General features: G+C 56.0%; 18 protein-coding genes. 14 read left to right on the top strand and 4 right to left on the bottom strand.

The window, feature by feature from the left end; all coding sequences use genetic code 11:
• Positions 1-36: 36 nt before the first annotated feature.
• Both JUE30_RS07175 and JUE30_RS07170 read left to right on the top strand, forming a co-directional pair.
• Positions 37-327 carry a hypothetical protein gene (locus JUE30_RS07175; protein ID WP_203624258.1) on the top strand — a complete coding sequence of 97 codons (291 nt, stop codon included), beginning with the start codon at positions 37-39 and terminating at the stop codon, positions 325-327.
• A gap of 15 nt (positions 328-342) precedes the next feature.
• Positions 343-519, top strand: coding sequence for a hypothetical protein (locus JUE30_RS07170; RefSeq protein ID WP_203624257.1), 177 nt, complete (start codon positions 343-345; stop codon positions 517-519).
• Positions 520-626: 107 nt separating this feature from the next.
• Here JUE30_RS07170 and rpsT read toward each other — a convergent pair whose 3' ends face one another.
• A complete protein-coding gene (rpsT, locus tag JUE30_RS07165) occupies positions 627-881 on the bottom strand; it encodes a 30S ribosomal protein S20 (RefSeq protein WP_125758171.1) in 255 nt (84 codons plus the stop codon).
• 142 nt (positions 882-1,023) lie between these two features.
• Between rpsT and JUE30_RS07160 the strand changes: the two genes are divergently transcribed.
• The 6 genes from JUE30_RS07160 (at position 1,024) to JUE30_RS07135 (ending at position 7,367) form a co-directional block, all read left to right on the top strand.
• On the top strand, positions 1,024-1,275 hold the full coding sequence (locus tag JUE30_RS07160) for a hypothetical protein (protein WP_203624256.1): 252 nt from the start codon (positions 1,024-1,026) through the stop codon (positions 1,273-1,275).
• A 127-nt stretch (positions 1,276-1,402) separates the two neighbouring features.
• Positions 1,403-1,672 (top strand): 30S ribosomal protein S15, encoded by a 270-nt coding sequence (rpsO, locus tag JUE30_RS07155; RefSeq protein ID WP_125758175.1) that lies wholly within the window; start codon positions 1,403-1,405, stop codon positions 1,670-1,672.
• Between the two features lie 164 nt (positions 1,673-1,836).
• Positions 1,837-3,519: a ribonuclease J gene (locus JUE30_RS07150; protein ID WP_203624255.1), complete on the top strand. Its 1,683-nt coding sequence runs from the start codon at positions 1,837-1,839 to the stop codon at positions 3,517-3,519.
• A gap of 113 nt (positions 3,520-3,632) precedes the next feature.
• The gene (locus JUE30_RS07145; RefSeq protein WP_203624254.1) at positions 3,633-4,550 is read left to right on the top strand and encodes a hypothetical protein; all 918 of its coding nucleotides are present in this window, start codon (positions 3,633-3,635) and stop codon (positions 4,548-4,550) included.
• Positions 4,551-4,760: 210 nt separating this feature from the next.
• Positions 4,761-5,951, top strand: a complete 1,191-nt coding sequence (gene tuf / locus JUE30_RS07140; protein WP_203624253.1) for an elongation factor Tu — start codon at positions 4,761-4,763, stop codon at positions 5,949-5,951.
• Positions 5,952-6,170: 219 nt separating this feature from the next.
• Positions 6,171-7,367, top strand: coding sequence for an MFS transporter (locus tag JUE30_RS07135; RefSeq protein ID WP_203624252.1), 1,197 nt, complete (start codon positions 6,171-6,173; stop codon positions 7,365-7,367).
• 108 nt (positions 7,368-7,475) lie between these two features.
• Here the strand turns inward: JUE30_RS07135 and JUE30_RS07130 are convergent, their stop codons facing one another.
• The 3 genes from JUE30_RS07130 to JUE30_RS07120 all read right to left on the bottom strand — a co-directional run bounded on the left by JUE30_RS07130 (position 7,476) and on the right by JUE30_RS07120 (position 10,853).
• Positions 7,476-8,864 (bottom strand): MFS transporter, encoded by a 1,389-nt coding sequence (locus JUE30_RS07130; RefSeq protein WP_203624251.1) that lies wholly within the window; start codon positions 8,862-8,864, stop codon positions 7,476-7,478.
• A complete protein-coding gene (locus JUE30_RS07125; protein ID WP_203624250.1) occupies positions 8,857-9,279 on the bottom strand; it encodes a MarR family winged helix-turn-helix transcriptional regulator in 423 nt (140 codons plus the stop codon). Before JUE30_RS07125 ends, JUE30_RS07130 begins: the two co-directional genes overlap by 8 nt.
• Positions 9,280-9,401: 122 nt before the next feature.
• Positions 9,402-10,853, bottom strand: coding sequence for an amino acid permease (locus JUE30_RS07120; protein WP_203624249.1), 1,452 nt, complete (start codon positions 10,851-10,853; stop codon positions 9,402-9,404).
• Positions 10,854-11,076: 223 nt separating this feature from the next.
• Between JUE30_RS07120 and JUE30_RS07115 the strand changes: the two genes are divergently transcribed.
• From JUE30_RS07115 to JUE30_RS07090, 6 genes are all read left to right on the top strand, one after another.
• The gene (locus JUE30_RS07115) at positions 11,077-12,261 is read left to right on the top strand and encodes a PLP-dependent aminotransferase family protein (RefSeq protein ID WP_203624248.1); all 1,185 of its coding nucleotides are present in this window, start codon (positions 11,077-11,079) and stop codon (positions 12,259-12,261) included.
• A 92-nt stretch (positions 12,262-12,353) separates the two neighbouring features.
• On the top strand, positions 12,354-13,025 hold the full coding sequence (locus JUE30_RS07110; RefSeq protein ID WP_203624247.1) for a hypothetical protein: 672 nt from the start codon (positions 12,354-12,356) through the stop codon (positions 13,023-13,025).
• A gap of 135 nt (positions 13,026-13,160) precedes the next feature.
• Positions 13,161-13,952, top strand: coding sequence for a Cof-type HAD-IIB family hydrolase (locus JUE30_RS07105; RefSeq protein WP_203624246.1), 792 nt, complete (start codon positions 13,161-13,163; stop codon positions 13,950-13,952).
• A gap of 15 nt (positions 13,953-13,967) precedes the next feature.
• Positions 13,968-14,570: a histidine phosphatase family protein gene (locus JUE30_RS07100; protein WP_203624245.1), complete on the top strand. Its 603-nt coding sequence runs from the start codon at positions 13,968-13,970 to the stop codon at positions 14,568-14,570.
• Complete coding sequence (locus JUE30_RS07095; protein WP_203624244.1) at positions 14,557-15,729, top strand: MalY/PatB family protein; 1,173 nt, start codon at positions 14,557-14,559, stop codon at positions 15,727-15,729. Before JUE30_RS07100 ends, JUE30_RS07095 begins: the two co-directional genes overlap by 14 nt.
• A gap of 146 nt (positions 15,730-15,875) precedes the next feature.
• The gene (locus tag JUE30_RS07090; protein ID WP_203624243.1) at positions 15,876-16,913 is read left to right on the top strand and encodes a DUF262 domain-containing protein; all 1,038 of its coding nucleotides are present in this window, start codon (positions 15,876-15,878) and stop codon (positions 16,911-16,913) included.
• The last annotated feature ends 79 nt before the right edge of the window (positions 16,914-16,992 follow it).

Raw genomic sequence — 16,992 nt, 5'->3', positions numbered from 1 at the left:
GCCGCTTTTAACATAGGGACAACGGGGGTGACGCCGATGAATAAGAACTGGCTGGAGCAGCTGTTGATCCGCGGTTGGGGAATCAAGGTCGCTTACGATACATACACGCAGAAGCGCGTGCTGCGGGTGCTCAGTGGCGCTTTAATGGTGCTGCTGCCGGCCGAGCTGCTGGTGATGTTAGCTTTTGCGCTCACCCAGGCCCGCTGGCTGATCAGCGCGAATTTTATTGGCCTGGAAGTTCTAGTTTTGATTATCGCGGGCGTTTTTGAAATTGATGGGTTCCATGCCCGGCCCCAACGCCGCCTCGGTAGGTGGCCGATCACTTGACACACCGTGGCGGAAATGCTTCTGCAGACGGGCGTGATTGTGGTGGTTGTCCTGATGAACGGGCTGGTTCTCGGCTTTTTCCGGTTGGACCGGCTGGCTGACGGGCCGTGGGCGATCATTTGGCCGGTGATTCTCGGTGCCGCGGTCGCCAATGTGACCGGTCTGTGGACGGCCCTCAAAGAGGCGGGGTAAACAAAAAGCCGCAAGCACGAGGCTTGCGGCGTATCATCGGCGGTGGTTAACGTGGTGCGCCCGCCTTTGCACCATAAAAAAAAGCCTGCACACGGCAGGCAATCGTGTTACTTTTTAAGCAGGGCGTGAAGCCGACTCTTGTCGCGGCCAGCCTTGTTCTTGTGGATCAGGTGCTTGGTGGCAGCCATATCCAAGGCGCGTGCTGCGTCCTTGTACAGGTCCTGCGCGTTGTCAGCGCCGGCAGCTGCGGCTTCGCGGAACTTCTTAACGGTCGTGCGCATATCGTTCTTTTGACCGATATTCAGCTGACGAGAAGCTTCCTGGGTCTTGACCCGCTTGATTGCTTGTTTGATTTGTGGCATGAATTTCACCTCCGGGCTGAGTTTTGTAGTGCGTCACTTTTGTTTCAACAGATAGCATTATACCGAAGGCCCAGCCTCTTTGCAATAAAAAGTTGTAAAGGGAAAATGCTTGATAGCTGTGTCCAGGAAGGACTGTTGCTTAATGAGTCAACATCATGCGTCGCTGGCTTCACCGGTTACGGAAAAACAGTTATTACGGTCAGCATGCGTCAACGCGATTTGGTTTGTCGGTGCCGGTGCCTTTTTCGTAACTGCGATTCCGGAGTTCAAGAGTCGCACATCGGTTGTTTACGGCTTGGCGTACCTGGTGATCGTGGGGCTCGCCCTGTATAATGGGTACACGGGTCTGCGGGACGTGATCCACGCGTTCCTGCGCGTCCAGACACCGCGGTAAGCCGCAGTTGCAATGTGCGCGCCAATAGCGTAAAGTAATACCCGTTCCAAGAACCTGACACTTAGCCCAGCGGCTCACCGCGCTTCGCTCAGTCTCAGGCAATTTATAAGAAGGGTGGAAATATTCCATGGCTGTTACAAAAGAACAAAAAGAAGAAATCATCAAGAAGTACGGACGTAAAGAGGGCGACACTGGTTCACCAGAGGTCCAGATCGCGCTTTTGACCGCCGACATCAACAACTTGACGAACCACATGTCCATTCACAAGAAGGACTATCACTCATACGTTGGTGAAATGAAGAAGATCGGCCAACGCCGTAACTTGCTTCGCTACCTGCGCAACAAGGACATCACACGTTACCGCGACTTGATCCAAAGCCTCGGCCTGCGTCGTTAATATCGACTATTCAACCACTTTGCTGCCGCAGGGTGGTTTTTTATACCCCTGCGCTAGCGGCTCGGATAGGCTTTCCTAGGTTCCTGTGGTACACTGGAACAAGGAATAATTCGTTGTCACCTTAGGGTGGCGGAAAAACCTAATACAATCTACGAGGTGTACCTATGAGTAAAATCAAAGTGGTCGCCCTCGGTGGTGTGCGTGAGAACGGCAAAAACATGTACGCGATCGAAGTGGACGATCAAATTTTCGTTGTCGACTTTGGCCTGAAATATCCGGACAACGAGCTGCTGGGGATCGATGTTGTGATTCCTGACTTAACGTACCTGACCGAAAATGCAGACAAAATTGCCGGCATCTTTCTGACTCACGGCCATGCCGATGCCATCGGCGCCTTGCCGTACTTCATCGGCGAGCATCCGGTGCCGGTCTTCGGCTCCGCACTGACCGTTGCACTGGCCAAGTTGACCCTGACGGCCAACCCGAAAGCCAAGAAGTTCAAGGACTTCCACGTGATCACCGAAAAGTCGGTCATCGACTTCGGCAAGGTCAAGGTGTCGTTCTTCCCGACGACCCACAGCATTCCGGGCAGTCTGGGCGTCGTCGTTCAGACCCCGAACGGTTCAATCGTCTACACCGGCGACTTCAAGTTCGACCAAGGCGCACCCAAGATGTACCGCACCGACTTGTCACGCCTGGCGAAAATTGGCGACCACAACGTGCTGGCACTGATGTCCGACTCCAACAACGCGGAGTCCCCGTACCCGCACGCCAGTGAGAACGAAATTTACGATCACATTGAGGAAACCTTCCATTATCAAGACGGACGGATCATTGTGGCCGGCGTGGCCAACAACATCCAGCGCATCCAGCAGGTGCTGAACGCCGCGGCGCAAACCAACCGTCGGGTCGTCTTGACCGGCCGCGAAGTCGAGCGCGTGGTCAAAACCGCGATGCGCCTGAACGCGCTGGTACTGCCAAACGACGACATTTTGGCTTCCACCAAGGAACTTAAGGACCTCAAGCCTGAGGAGACGGTGGTTCTGGAAACCGGCCGCATGGGCGAGCCGTTGAAGTCCCTTCAGCGCATGGCCAACAACAAGCACCGCTTGGTTCACATTCACGAAGGCGACCTAGTTTACATCACGACCACGGTCAGCCACTCGATGGAAACCATGGCGGCCAAGACCCGCGACATGATTTACCGCGCAGGCGGCGAGGTCAAGGCCATTTCCGATGACTTGCACGCGTCGGGTCACGCGAACAAGGACGACTTGCAGCTAATGATCAACCTGCTGCGGCCGAAGTTCGTGATCCCGGTCGAAGGTGAGTTCCGCCAGCTTGAGGCCCACCGTGAAATCGCGGCGGACGCCGGCATTCCGGCTGATCACATCCTGATGCCAAACGTCGGGGACATCATCTCCTACGACAAGGGCAAGCTGCACATCTCCGGGCACGTGGACGCCGGCAACACCATGATCGACGGCATTGGCGTCGGCGACATCGGCAACATCGTCCTGCGCGACCGCAAGATGCTGGCTGAGGACGGGATCTTCATCGCAGTGGTCACCATCGACCGCAAGAAGAAGAAAATCGTGTCCAAGCCGAAGATCCAGAGCAAGGGCTTCGTTTACGTCAAGACTTCCAAGGATCTGCTCAACGAGTCGAGCGGCGTCGTCGAGAAGTCGGTGCAAAAGCAGTTGGACAACAAGTCCTTCGACTGGAGCACGTTGAAGCAGTCCGTGCGCGACGACCTGTCCCGCTTCCTGTTTGATCACACCAAGCGGCGTCCGGTGATCCTGCCGGTCATCATGGAAGTCAACCAAAACAGCGCCAAGCGCCAGTAGTTTTTCACGAAAAGTCGCACCCCAGTCGGTGCGGCTTTTTTCGTGGCCTGATTCTGTCCAGCAGGCGTGAGGACTGTTATCATGAGATAAGAAGCAAAAAGGAGAGAACAAACATGGCCAAAATTGTCCCGTTGCCCAACAATGCCAGTCGCCACCTGACTCTGGGTGTTTCGGCGCTGCAAAAGAAGAATTACGCTAGCGCGGTGGCCCACCTGGAAAAAGCCTACAAGGAAACTCCGGTGTTCGAGGTTGCCCGGCCGCTGGTCAAGTCTTATGTCGGCCTCAAGCAGCCCAGCCTGGCGCTGCCGTACGTCAGTCAGTACATGGAGGATTTTCTCAGCGGTGACAGCACGATTAACGTGCTGTTTGACGTGCTGCTGGCGCTGCCGGATTACCGCTTCGCCTGGGCAGTCTTGCACCATGTTGACGGGCGAAAACAAGCGGACCTGACCAAGCGCATCGCAGACGCAGAGCAGGCGGACATGTCTGCGCATGGGGACGAGATCAACCAGCTGGCCAAAAAGTTGCGCCACCTAGGCGGGTTCGATGCCCACACGCAGGAGACGATGATTTCAGACCTCGGCCGGCTGCCGAAAGCCAGCATGATCGCCGCGGCCACGCCAAACCTGACTGATCCGGATGTCCACCCGGCAATTCGCGTCAGCCTGCTGGACGCGCTGACGGCGGTGGGAGCCGACGAGCCGGTCAAGGTGCTGGGCTACCAGACTGAAGGCAAAGTCGTGCCGAGCAAGCTGTCAGGGGTCATGAACGACAAGACCCTGCTGGCCGTACTCAACCAGGTGCAGCTCCAAATTGGGCTGACCGACCCCGAGCTGATGCGCGCGACGGTCGAGACGCTGCGGTTCGAACTCGGCTACCTGTATCCGTTCATCGACCAGTCCGTGACGGATCCCAAGCATTTTGCAACCAGCTACCTCAATAAAGAAGGTGCCGGCGTGACCGCTGAGGAGACCGCCTTGTTCAACTGGCTGGGCGAGCAGACCCTTAAGTTGAGTGAAATGGCCAAGTAAGCAGCAGACAGTTTTCACGTGTAAAGGGTGAAAACTTGACGGCCAGCTGTTTACAAACCCGTGGGTTCTGGTATAATCAACTTCGGAATTCATTTCCAGTCGAAATATCTTTTTGGTATTTCGGCGTGAATGTAGTACTATAGAACGTAAAGGATTACGGGCTTTTGCGCCTGTGTCTTTACGAAAAAAATACAGGAGGTTCGTTTTTTCATGGCTGAAAAAGAACACTATGAACGCACAAAGCCCCACGTTAACATTGGTACCATCGGGCACGTTGACCACGGTAAGACCACTCTGACCGCGGCGATCACCAAGGTCCTGGCTGCTAAAGGCCTGGCCAAGGAACAGGACTACGCATCAATCGATGCTGCGCCTGAGGAAAAGGAACGTGGCATCACGATCAACACCGCCCACGTTGAATACGAAACGGAAAAGCGCCATTACGCACATATCGATGCGCCTGGGCATGCTGACTACGTTAAGAACATGATCACTGGTGCCGCTCAGATGGATGGTGCGATCTTGGTCGTTGCCGCTACTGATGGCCCAATGCCACAGACTCGCGAACACATTCTGCTGGCTCGTCAGGTCGGCGTTGACTACATCGTTGTCTTCCTGAACAAGACAGACCTTGTTGACGATGACGAACTGATCGACTTGGTCGAAATGGAAGTTCGTGAACTGCTGTCCGAATACGATTTCCCTGGTGACGATATTCCTGTCATCCGTGGCTCAGCGCTTAAGGCTCTGCAGGGCGATCCAGAACAAGAAAAGGTTATCCAGGAACTCATGGACACCGTTGACGAGTACATCCCAACGCCAGTTCGTGACACCGACAAGCCTTTCTTGATGCCTGTTGAAGACGTCTTCACCATCACTGGTCGTGGTACCGTTGCTTCCGGTCGTATCGACCGTGGGACGGTTAAGATCGGTGACGAAGTCGAAATCGTTGGTCTGCACGACGAAGTTTTGAAGTCAGTTGTTACTGGCCTCGAAATGTTCCGTAAGACCTTGGATCTTGGCGAAGCCGGCGACAACGTTGGTGTCCTGCTTCGTGGGATCAACCGTGATCAGGTTGAGCGTGGCCAAGTTTTGGCTAAGCCAGGTTCGATCCAGACCCACAAGAAGTTCAAGGCTGAAGTTTATGTCCTGACAAAAGAAGAAGGTGGCCGTCACACGCCATTCTTCTCCAACTACCGTCCTCAGTTCTACTTCCACACCACTGATGTTACTGGTGTGATCGAACTGCCTGATGGCGTTGAAATGGTTATGCCTGGCGACAACGTTACCTTCGAAGTCGACATGATCGCGCCTGTTGCCCTTGAAAAGGGTACCAAGTTCACCGTTCGTGAAGGTGGCCGTACTGTTGGTGCCGGGGTCGTTTCTGAGATCCTCGACTAATCATCAGTATTATGAAACAGCATTCCGCAAGCGCGGGGTGCTGTTTTTTTGTATGGTGCGCAGGGGAATGGGTAGCCTAGTTCGAGGCATTGCCGCCGGTTTTTAGCGGCGAGGCCTCGTACGTCGCTAGCCACTTCCCCGTTGCGAACCCGAAGCCTGATTTTATAAAAGCGCGCGGGGGTGATGCACGCTTACCGGGCCTGCGATATAATTATTGTTATGCAAAAACATCGCTTTAGTATTCAACTGGTTCTAAGTCCATTCATTTCACAGCTTGGCAGTGCGATTTACCTGCTCGGCCTCAACTGGCTGGTCGTTAAGCAGACCGGGGACACCAAGCTCATCGGCCTGATCACCGGTGTCGGCGGCACCATGTTCTTCCTTGGTGATTTCCTGGCGGCGGTTATCGTCGACCATCACGACCGCAAGCGGGTCATGCTCGTTTGCAACGCGATTGCCGCCGCCATTTGTGTGTTCGGTGCCTGGCTGATCGACCCAAACGCGCCGCAGACCTGGCTGCTGATTTTGATCACCAGTGTGCTGGACCTCATGACCACCATCAACTTTCCCGCGGCCAAAGCCATCACGCCTGATATTATCGAAGCGCCGGCGCTTCAGCGGTTCAATGCCATCGCTAACGCTGTTTTCAGCATGGCCAGCATCCTTTCGCCATTGATTGGCGGCCTGCTTTTAAGCACTGGCCGGCTCGGCTTTCAGGGCTTTCTGCTGATCAATGCGGGGTCTTACGTGGTGGCCGCGCTTTTGGTGTGGACGCTGAACAGTCCGGTGTTCAAACCGGGTGAGGATGCCAGCGACCCCATCAAAGACACCATCTATGGCCTGAAGTACGTGGTGGGCAATCACCAGCTGGCTTTGATGATGCTGGCGCTCGGGGCGTTCAACTTTTGTGCGGCCGGGTTCTTGCTGGCGGCACCGTACATGGCCGACCATCTGTATGCCGGACGGCCGAGCGCCTACAGCACGTTTCTGCTGATCAATGCGTGCGGGGGGCTGCTGGGCGGTGCCGTGTTGTCACTGCAGCGCCAGCGTGTGTCGGTGATGCAAGTCTACACGGAGCAGTTGGTCATCGGCGTGCTGATGGTGGGGCTCGGGTTCCACCTCACGCATTTCCTGTGGCTCGCGCTGGCGCTGATCAACGGCTTCGTCAACTCGCAGATGTTCAGCAGTGTCGCCACGCTCATGCAGGGCATGACGCCGCGTGAGCTGCTTGGCCGCGTGTTCGGGCTGATTTTTCTGGTGTACGATGGGGTCCAGCCGCTGGGTAACTTTTTCTTCGGTCAGTTCATCAAGACCTGGGGCGCGCACACTTACACCGTCCTTGGCGGTGTCCTGGTTCTGAGTTTCGCGCTGCTGATCTGGGCGACGCGGCGGACCCAGGCCAAAGCGGCGGCCTGATTCGGGCCGCGTCTTCGCTTTTTTCTAAGCCGGCGTTGATCATTCAGCGTAATCAAAAAGCTTGTCACAACCAGGGAAAATCCCCGGTGTGGCAAGCTTTTTGTGATATTAGTCAGCGGCGTGCCTGCGGGTGACGCGAACGATCAACCCGAGGCCCAAAGCGCACAGGAGGGCCAGCAAAATCAGGGTGTGCAAGGCGCCGGTCATGGTGCCTTGCGCGACGGTGGCGGCGGTCTTTTGGCTGGCGGCAATCAGCGCGGCGGTGACACTGGTGCCGACCGCGGCGGCGAATTGCTGCGTGGTGTTGAAAATCGCGTTGCCATCGGTTTGCTCGGCTTTTGCGACTTGGCGCAGGCCGTTGGTCATCAGGTTGCCCATACTCAGGCCGATGCCGATCATGAAGACCAGGTAAAGTGCCAAAATCAACGGATCCGTGAGCCGCGGCACTGCGGCCATGAGAATGATGCCCAGCAGCGTGATGGCGCTGCCCAGACGCAGCGGAAGCTTGGGCCCGACGTTATCGTACAGACGGCCGCTTAACGGCGCCAGGAGCGCACCCACTGCAGCACCAGGCAGGACAATGAGGCCAGCGGTCAGCGGTGTGCCGCCATCGACCAGCTGAATATAGTTCGGCAGCAGGAAGGACAGCCCCAGCGCGTTGATCTGAAGCATGGCAAATGCCAGGATGTGGCTGGTGAACGCGGCATTTTTGAACAGTGTTAGGTTGATGATTGGGCTCTCGAGGTGGCCTGACCGCCAGATGAACAGGGTCAAAGCGATGAGTCCCAGCACCATTGCGCCGGCGACTTTAAGGGTCAAAAACGGGGTGCTGCCAAAGTTGCTGATGCCGAAAATCAGGCCGCAGAAGGTGACGATGATGAGCGCCACACTGGGCAGGTCGGTGCTGGCCTTGGTGGTCGGCACTTTTTGCTCGATGCAAAACAGGCCGAGGAGCAGCGCGAGCACCAGCAGCGGCAGCAGAAAGACGAAAATGAAGCGCCAGCTCAACGCCGAAACGACCAGCCCGCCGAATGTGGGGCCGATCGCCGGCGCGACGCCGGTGATCATGGTGCCGATGCCCATCATGCTGCCAATTTTGGACTGCGGGACCTGCTCAATAATGATGTTGAACATCAACGGCAGCGCGATGCCAGTGCCCAGGCCCTGAATGCCGCGGCCGAGCAGCAGCACCCAAAAGTGCGGGGCCACCGCGTCTAGCGCCACGCCGGCGATGAACAGCGTGATGGCAACCAGAAACAGCGGCTTGTTTTTGAAGCGGCGCTTGAGCGTGGCTGAAAGTGGCACCATCGAGGCAACCACTAGCAGGTAAAGGGTAGTCATCCATTGCACAGTGTTGGTGGCGACGTGAAACTCGCGCATCAGCGTGGGGAAGGTGACGTTCATGGCGGTTTCGACGATCACGCCGCAAAACGACATGATGCCAGTGGCGAGCACCGCGCCGATGACGCGGGGGCGAATGCGTTCAGAATCACTCATGGGCGCCTCCGTTCAGCTGGATGAAGGTGGTGATCATTCGGTTGAAGACGGCCTGCTCGGCAGAGGTGAAGGCTTGTTCCATCGCCTGCTGTTGGCCCTGAATGTAGGCCGTGATTTTTTGTTTCAGCTTGGTGGCCTTTGGCGTCAGGCTCACGGCTTTTTGCCTGGCGTCACTGGCTGATGCGGTGCGCTTGATCAGGCCGCTTTTCTCCATGCGCTGCAGCGTCAGCGTGGCGGTGGAGCGCTGAATGGCGAACTCGGCCTCGATGTCACGCTGCAAGACCTGGCCATGGTTGCCGACAAAATCGATGATCGACATCTGCGTGCCGGTCAGGCCGAACTGCTTGGCGTAGGTGTCCATGTGTTTATTCATTTGGTTGGTGGCCTGTTTGATGACCCGCCCAAAATTTTGCATCTGAATCGTCCTTTCGTTAGTGAGCTAACGAAAGCTACCCTACACCAATTGTTGACCGGGTGCAAAGGCAGATTTTTCCGATGAACAAAAAAAGCTGTCAGCACGCGGCCGACAACTTAGCGTTAGTCCTTGAGTTTGATTTCGTCCAGCGGAATCAGGTGGGTGTGGTGCTTGACCTTGTACCAGGTGAAGAGGATCACGAACAAGGGAATCGACATATACGAGATCAGCAGCTTGTCCCAGGCGAAGGCTTTGAGTGATGGGATGTCCTGGCCGATGATGACCACCAGGCCGAGCACCAGCGCCAGCAGCGGACCGAAAGGAAAAAGCTTGGCGTGATACACGAGTTCATCCACCGAGTGTCCTTGCTTGATCAGCGCGCGGCGGAAGCGCAGGTGCGACAGGGCGATGCCGATCCACGCAATGAAGCCGGTGAGCCCGCTGGCTGCGACCAGCAGCTGATAGACGTTGCTGCCCAGGACGCTGGTGAGAAATGTCAGCGCGCCGACCAGCGTGGTCAAGAGCAGCGCCGGGAGTGGCACACCGCGCCGGTTCGTTTTACCGTAAATGCGTGGCGCCATGCCGTTTGAGCCCATCGCCCACAGCATGCGGCTGGATGCGTACATGCCCGAGTTGGCGGATGACAGTACCGATGTCAGGATCACCGCGTTCATCAGACTCGCCGCGCCGGCCATGCCGATGCGCTGGAAGACCAGCGTGAACGGCGACATGGCGACGTGGGTTTCGCTGGCGCCCAGCAGGTTCGGGTCCGTGTAGGGAATCAGGGCGGCGATGACCGCAATGGCAAGGATATAGAAAATCAGGATGCGCCAGAAGACTTCCTTGATCGCTTTGGGAATACTTTTCTCCGGGGTCGCGGATTCGCCGGCCGTGATGCCGATGAGCTCCGTGCCTTGAAATGAAAATCCCGCGACGACGAACACCGACAGGCCCACCGGCAGCCCGCCGTGGAAGGGCGCGTCGCCGGTGATGAAATTGCGCATGCCCAGAACCGGACCGCCGCCCAGCACCCCGACGATGGTGAGAATCCCGACCGCCAGGAACACCAGCACCGTGACGACTTTGATCATTGCGAGCCAGTACTCGGTCTCACCGAACGCCTTCACCGAGATAATGTTCAGCGCAAAAATCAGGGTCAGAAAGCCGACCGAGAAAATCCAGCCGGGGATGTGCGGCAGCCAGAAGTGCATGAGAATCGCCGTGGTGGAAATGTCGACGGCCAGTGTGATCGCCCAGTTGAACCAGTAATTCCACCCGAGCGCAAACCCGGCCGCGGGGTCGACGAAGCGCGTCGCATACTCGGCAAATGAGCCGGACACCGGCATGTAAGTCGCCATTTCGCCGAGGCTGGTCATTGGAAAATACACCATCACGCCGATGGCCAGGTAGGCCAGCGGCGCGCCGCCCGGGCCGGCCGTGGCGATGGTCGAGCCGCTGGTGACGAATAGCCCGGTGCCAATGCTGCCGCCGAGCGCGATCATCGATAGATGGCGCGTTTTAAGCGAGCGCTGGACGCTGCCGCCTTCGCCTTCATCCTTAGACTTGGAACTCATGAGAAAATATCCCTCCGATAACTGTGATAAGCATGACAAATAGCTTAACACCAGGGGATTAAACCGTGATGAGGGGGGCTCTCATGGAATTGTTACGTCAGGGTAGGAATTGCTCATTTTCAAAAATGAAGTAATTTCATCATAAATGTAAAAAGATGAGTTTTACTTAACCCTAGCAAGCGCCTACGATAGAGATAATCCCAATCGGAAAGGTCGATATCCTATGAAGTTTGCTAAGCGCGTTGCTGAAACTCAAAATGCCGGGCTGAATGATCTGTACACGGCGCCGGACCCGCAGCAGATCTCCTTTGCTGGCGGCTACCCGGATCCCGCCATGTTCCCACAGGCGGAACTGCAGGCGGCGATGGATCACGCGATGGCCAATGCGGCGGCGTTTCAATACGCTGACAGCTGGGGCTACCGGCCGCTGCGCGATCAGCTGGCGACGATGATGCAGGCAGACGGAATCGAGACGACTGGCGAGCACATCATGATCACGCAGGGCGCGCAGCAGGGCATCGACCTCACCGCGCGGCTGATGATCGACCCCGGTGACGGCCTGGTGGTCGAGGCCCCGACCTATCTGGGCGCGATGGCCGCCTTCAACCAATACGAGCCGAATTACTACGAAGTGCCGATGGAAGACGACGGCATGGACCTGGTCGCCTTGAAAAAAATCCTCATGACGCATTCGGTGAAAATGATTTACACGGTGCCTGATTTTCAAAATCCGACCGGCACCGTCATGAGTTTGGAAAAACGCAAAGCGCTGGTGCGGCTGGCCAACCAGTTCGATGTCCTGATCTTGGAAGACGGTCCGTACCGGTTCCTGCGCTACGAAGGGACGAGCCTGCCCCCGGTCAAGTCGTTTGATACCCAGGGGCGCGTCGTATTTCTTGGCAGTATGTCCAAGATTCTGTCGCCGAGCTTGCGCCTGGGCTGGCTGATTGCTGACCCAGAGATCATGGCCGGCATTGAGGCACTGAAGGGTGCGGCCGATGTCGAGTCGAGTGCACTGATTCAGCGCGGGGTCACCGAGTACCTGAAACGCGTGGATTTTCCGGCCCATCTGGCCGAGCTGCGCGAGACTTATCGCGACAAGCGGGACGTCATGCTGGACGCGCTGCAAAAGTTTTTACCAGCAGACTACAGCGTCACCGAGCCGAACGGCGGCTTTTTCCTCTGGCTACAGGGGCCAACTGGCCTGGACATGACCCAGCTTCAGCGCGAGGTGCTGCTGCCGGCGCATGTCAGCGTGGTACCTGGCCGCAACTTGGCGCCCAGCCACACGACACAAAACGGCGCGCGGCTGACCTATGCGGCGCCGGCAATCAGTGACATCGAACCGGGCGTGCGTCGACTTGCCGCGGCGCTTTCACACGCGGCGGCGCGGGTCCAAGTTAAGTAGCCACAAGCAAAATTTTACGAGTCAAACAGCTGTCTTTACAACGCTTCTCATTTTGATTATGATAATTTAAATTGAGAGCGGGAGGCGCCGCGTTGACGGAACTAAAGCTTGCGCAGTTTGCGCTCAGTCATTACTCTTTGCAGTGTTTGGCAGAAGCGACCGAGCTGACGACCGACATGATCGCCGCCTTAAAAAGCGGGGAGGCCGAGCTGGCCGAGATGCCTTATCGAATTGTCCACGCGCTGGCGGTCGTGGCGACAGGCCAAACAATTTCCAACTCGCGCCATATTATGCAAAAAGCCGTCACGAATCCAGAAGGCACTCTGTTCATCGGTGAGCTGACTTTTATCCCGAGTGAACTCGGTGACATCAGAGCCTGGGGGATACGTGCGAGCTATGCGGTCGCGCGCGCGATTTGCGCCGACGCGCCAGATCTGCTGGTGTCGTTTGTCCTGATGATGATGGGCCGGCCATATGCGTTCCAGGCGCTCGACCAAAATGTCGTGCTCACCGAGGCGATGGAGGCGGTGATTTTCAATCTGCAAACGGCCAAACTTGAATACAAGCTGCCCGATTTTGTGGATAAAAAAGGCAACAAGTACTACCGTATTTTAGCCGGCTGGCACCTGCTTCAGGACCCCAAAGGTGGAGAAATCTGGGCGCGCCTGGCGACGACGATGCAATCGCTGGAGATCCACTGGGACGATCACTGCAGCCTAGACGCCACCGTGCACGTCAAAATGATGACGCAAATGTCTAAATGAGTCACTCGCGTGTGCAGCGAGTGACTTTTTGCGTGGCGCGGCATTTTTGACTGCATTCGCCGCTGGAAATATCCGCCCAGGTTGGTTCAGTTTGTTACAATAAGAGAATGAAAACGGCACCACTAGGAGGAACTTATGATTAAACTCGTCGCCGTCGATATGGACGGCACTTTTCTCAATTCGCAGCAGGACTACGACCGCGAGCGGTTCGCCAAGGTCCACGCGCGCATGACCGAGCTCGGCATTCGCTTCGTCGTGGCCAGCGGCAACCAGTACTACCAGCTGCGCTCATTTTTCACTGACTATCCGAACACGATTTACGTCGCGGAAAATGGGGCGTACATTCGCGACGCCGAAACTACTTACGCCGTGCATACTTTCAGCCCTGAGGCCACCGAAACCATCACGCAGTACCTGACCGCCGATCCCGTGCTTGCGGCGATCGCGTGCGGCGTGAAGACCGCGCACATCCGCGGCAGTGAGGACCCGGCGTTCATCAATGAAATGCACCGCTATTACCACCGCCTGCAGCTGCAGGACACGCTGGAAGCACCCGACGATCAAATCATGAAGTTTGCGACGAAAATGCCGCCGGCGCGCACCCAGGAGTACCTCGATAAGTACAACGAGGCCTTCGCCGGCATCGCGGTGCCGACCAGTTCCGGCCACGGCGACATCGACATCATCCAGCCGGGCCGCCACAAAGCCGCGGGCCTGGCTGAACTCGGTGAGGTGCTGAACATTCCGCTCAGCGAGATGGCGGCGTTCGGCGATGGCGGCAACGACCTGGAAATGATCCGCGAAGCCGGCCTGGGCGTGGCAATGAAAAACGCCGACCCAGAGGTCCTGGCCGCCGCGGACGCGGTCACGCCGGTCGACAACGATGCCTCTGGCGTCTGCGGGTTTCTTGAGGATTATCTGAAGTAAAAGAGGGCTTGGATCGTGAGTAAAAAACTGTATCTGATGCGCCACGGCGAGACCTTGTTCAATGTGCTGGGCCGGATCCAAGGCTGGTGCGACTCGCCGCTGACCGACCGCGGCATCGCTCAGGCGAAAACGGCGCGGCAGTGGTTCGCCGCGCACCACGTCACGCTGACCGAGGCGCACTGTTCCACTGCTGAGCGGGCGGCGGACACCTTGGAACTGGTGACTGACTTGACGTACACCCGAGAAAAAGGCTTGCGCGAGCATGGATTTGGCCGCTTCGAAGGCCAGCCGGAGTATCTGAATCCGGCCATTCCGTATGGCGACTTTTTTGTGCCATACGGCGGCGAGGCGGATCAGACTACTATTGACCGAGTGGTGGCGACTGTCGACCGCCTGATGGCCGCGGCGCCAGACGACGCTCAGGTCCTGATGGTGTCGCACGCCGGGGCCACCCACAGCTTTTTGTCGCAGCGGGCCCCAGCCGGGGTGCTTAACGAGCGAATGCCGAATTGCGGTATCGCCATTTTTGATTATGAGGCCGGCGCGTACACATTCGAGCAAATCGTCGACCCAGTGGCGTCGGCCAAGCAGCGGGAGGGCAGCCATGACAAAATATGATTTTGACACTGTGATCGATCGCTACGGCACGTACTCGGACCAATGGGATTACGTGCAGACGCGCTTTGGCGAGGCCAACCTCCTGCCGTTTACCATCTCCGACATGGACTTTGCCACCGCGCCTGGTGTGCGTGACGTGCTGGTCAAGGCGTCGCAGAAGGGCATTTTCGGTTACACCCACTGGGACAACCCGGCCTTCAAAGGCGCCATCGCCGGCTGGTTCAACCGCCGCTACCACGTGGCCATCGATCAGGACGCCATCGTGTACAGTCCCAGCGTCATTTTCACGTTGGCGAAGCTGCTCGAGCAGTTCAGCCAGCCCGGCGATAAAGTTGTCACGTTCAGTCCGTGCTATGACGCGTTCATCAAAACCGTGACGTCCAACCACCGGCTGCTGCTGGAGTTCGACATCAACCACGGCGTCGACTGGGATAAGCTTGACGCCTACTTTGCGCGCGAGCACCCGGCCGTGTTCCTGCTTTGCAACCCGCACAACCCGCTGGGCATCGCCTGGTCAGGGGAGGACATGCAGCGCATTGTCGAGCTGTGCAACGCCTATCACGTCGCCATTATCTCCGACGAGATCCACATGGGTGTTGTGCGCCGCGGCACCATTGTGCACTCGTTGGCCGCGTACTTCGACCAGCTCACCGTGCAAAAGACCGTCATCTCCTCAGCCGGCAAGGCGTTCAACGTCACCGCGCTCGGCTGTTCGTACGCGCTGATTCCCGACCCGCGCGACCGCGAGGAGTTCGTCTACGGCCTCGAGTACCGCAGCGCGCTGTCGTCTGTGCCGTACCTGGGGATGCTGGCGACGATTGAGTGCTACAGCCACCAAGAGGAGTGGTTGAACCAACTGTGCGACTACATCGACGGGAATTACGAGTTGTTGCAAAAGTATCTGAAGGATGAGGTCGGGCTGGATTACCAGATTCCGGCCGCGACTTACCTCGCTTGGATCGATACCTCACCGCTTGGCATTACCATGCCAGCGCTGCAGCACGAGATGGTTCATGGGCAAAATGTCGCCATTATGGACGGGCGTGTGTATGGCAATGGCGGGGCCAATCATTTGCGGTTCAACCTGGGGGCGCCAAGGAGCAAGGTTGAGGAAGGACTGCGACGGTTTGGAGCAGCCGTAAAAGCCGTGAAACACTAGTCAAATCTTGTATTGGCTATTGTTAGGTATCCTCACTGTGTGGTTTTTAAAGGTGTTTAGACAATAAAGAAGAAATAAGGGTAAACTATAACAGGAGAAAGAAACGAGACACGGTGAGGTATAACAAGGAAAATAGGAGGGTAATTATGCAAATCACGCCTGAGACGAAGCCTATATCGGAGCTGTTTCCTATTGAAAGCAACTTAACACACGTTATCCCTGCTTATCAGAGAAACTACTCATGGACGGATAGCAACATTGAGACCTTAGTTGATGATATTATCCATGAGTCTAAGGGATACTACATGGGCAACTTATTAGTCCAACAACGGGCTGATGACAACAATAGTTATGATGTAGTAGATGGTCAGCAGCGGCTGACAACTATTTCACTCATCTTTCTCGCGATCTATCAGCGATTAAGTGACCTTCAAAAGACACTGAATAACCAGAATCCTACTGAGGCTGCTCAGTTGGAAGATATTATAACGTTAAAGTCTAATATAAAGCGTAAGCTGATGTACGATGGCAAACCTCGCTTGACTCTTCTCCATCGAGATGCTGAAGTTTATGAGAGTTTCTTGGCGATTATCAATAAAGAAGAGCCCAAAAAATATGGCAGTCGCGCTTTCGCCAAAAGGTATAAGTCAATTCTTGGCCTCTTGAATGATCCAGAAGGAATACACAGCATCGAAGACATCAAAAGTTTCTACGACCGACTGAACGCTGCGGAGATGCTCAGAATTTCGGTAGGCGATACTGCTGATGCATTTGCAGTTTTTTCATCATTAAATTCCAAAGGCGTTCCTTTGACACTGATTGATCTGCTAAAGACGGAATATCTCCAGCGAGCCACACAGGCAGGCATGACCACAGATGGAGCACAAAGCAAATGGGAAGAATTGACTGATATTTTTACGGGGGAAGGAAACGAACCAAACTCCACAGCAATTACCCAATTTCTCCTGAATAATTATGACGCACTTGTAAGTGGTAGCCTTAGCTCTATTACTAAGCGTCAAGCTCTAAGATTATATCTAAAAGAGTTTAACGACAAAGGTGCGTCCTACATGGACCAGCTGATCGGCAACGCAAAAATGTTTTCGCATATTAGTCCGTTATTAGATCCCCCCAGTTTACAATTCAAGTGCAACACCTTAGCGACTAGACCAAAAAGGCCATGAAGACCTATTCTTGTTAGTGCAACCAGACAAGAAAGCAGGAATCTTCATGACCCACTCTCAGATTAACACTCACAAGCAC

The organism is Lacticaseibacillus sp. 866-1 (assembly GCF_016861825.1).
Classification (GTDB): domain Bacteria; phylum Bacillota; class Bacilli; order Lactobacillales; family Lactobacillaceae; genus Lacticaseibacillus.
Note: the sequence above shows the minus strand (reverse complement) of the source record. Positions and strands in the feature narration are given on the sequence as shown.

Excerpts from the sequence above, each read along its gene's own strand:
- JUE30_RS07175 (WP_203624258.1), top strand. The coding sequence starts at position 37 with ATGAATAAGAACTGGCTGGAGCAGCTGTTGATCCGCGGTTGGGGAATC.
- JUE30_RS07170 (WP_203624257.1), top strand. The coding sequence starts at position 343 with ATGCTTCTGCAGACGGGCGTGATTGTGGTGGTTGTCCTGATGAACGGG.
- rpsT (WP_125758171.1), bottom strand. The coding sequence starts at position 881 with ATGCCACAAATCAAACAAGCAATCAAGCGGGTCAAGACCCAGGAAGCT.
- JUE30_RS07160 (WP_203624256.1), top strand. The coding sequence starts at position 1,024 with ATGAGTCAACATCATGCGTCGCTGGCTTCACCGGTTACGGAAAAACAG.
- rpsO (WP_125758175.1), top strand. The coding sequence starts at position 1,403 with ATGGCTGTTACAAAAGAACAAAAAGAAGAAATCATCAAGAAGTACGGA.
- JUE30_RS07150 (WP_203624255.1), top strand. The coding sequence starts at position 1,837 with ATGAGTAAAATCAAAGTGGTCGCCCTCGGTGGTGTGCGTGAGAACGGC.
- JUE30_RS07145 (WP_203624254.1), top strand. The coding sequence starts at position 3,633 with ATGGCCAAAATTGTCCCGTTGCCCAACAATGCCAGTCGCCACCTGACT.
- tuf (WP_203624253.1), top strand. The coding sequence starts at position 4,761 with ATGGCTGAAAAAGAACACTATGAACGCACAAAGCCCCACGTTAACATT.
- JUE30_RS07135 (WP_203624252.1), top strand. The coding sequence starts at position 6,171 with ATGCAAAAACATCGCTTTAGTATTCAACTGGTTCTAAGTCCATTCATT.
- JUE30_RS07130 (WP_203624251.1), bottom strand. The coding sequence starts at position 8,864 with ATGAGTGATTCTGAACGCATTCGCCCCCGCGTCATCGGCGCGGTGCTC.
- JUE30_RS07125 (WP_203624250.1), bottom strand. The coding sequence starts at position 9,279 with ATGCAAAATTTTGGGCGGGTCATCAAACAGGCCACCAACCAAATGAAT.
- JUE30_RS07120 (WP_203624249.1), bottom strand. The coding sequence starts at position 10,853 with ATGAGTTCCAAGTCTAAGGATGAAGGCGAAGGCGGCAGCGTCCAGCGC.
- JUE30_RS07115 (WP_203624248.1), top strand. The coding sequence starts at position 11,077 with ATGAAGTTTGCTAAGCGCGTTGCTGAAACTCAAAATGCCGGGCTGAAT.
- JUE30_RS07105 (WP_203624246.1), top strand. The coding sequence starts at position 13,161 with ATGATTAAACTCGTCGCCGTCGATATGGACGGCACTTTTCTCAATTCG.
- JUE30_RS07095 (WP_203624244.1), top strand. The coding sequence starts at position 14,557 with ATGACAAAATATGATTTTGACACTGTGATCGATCGCTACGGCACGTAC.
- JUE30_RS07090 (WP_203624243.1), top strand. The coding sequence starts at position 15,876 with ATGCAAATCACGCCTGAGACGAAGCCTATATCGGAGCTGTTTCCTATT.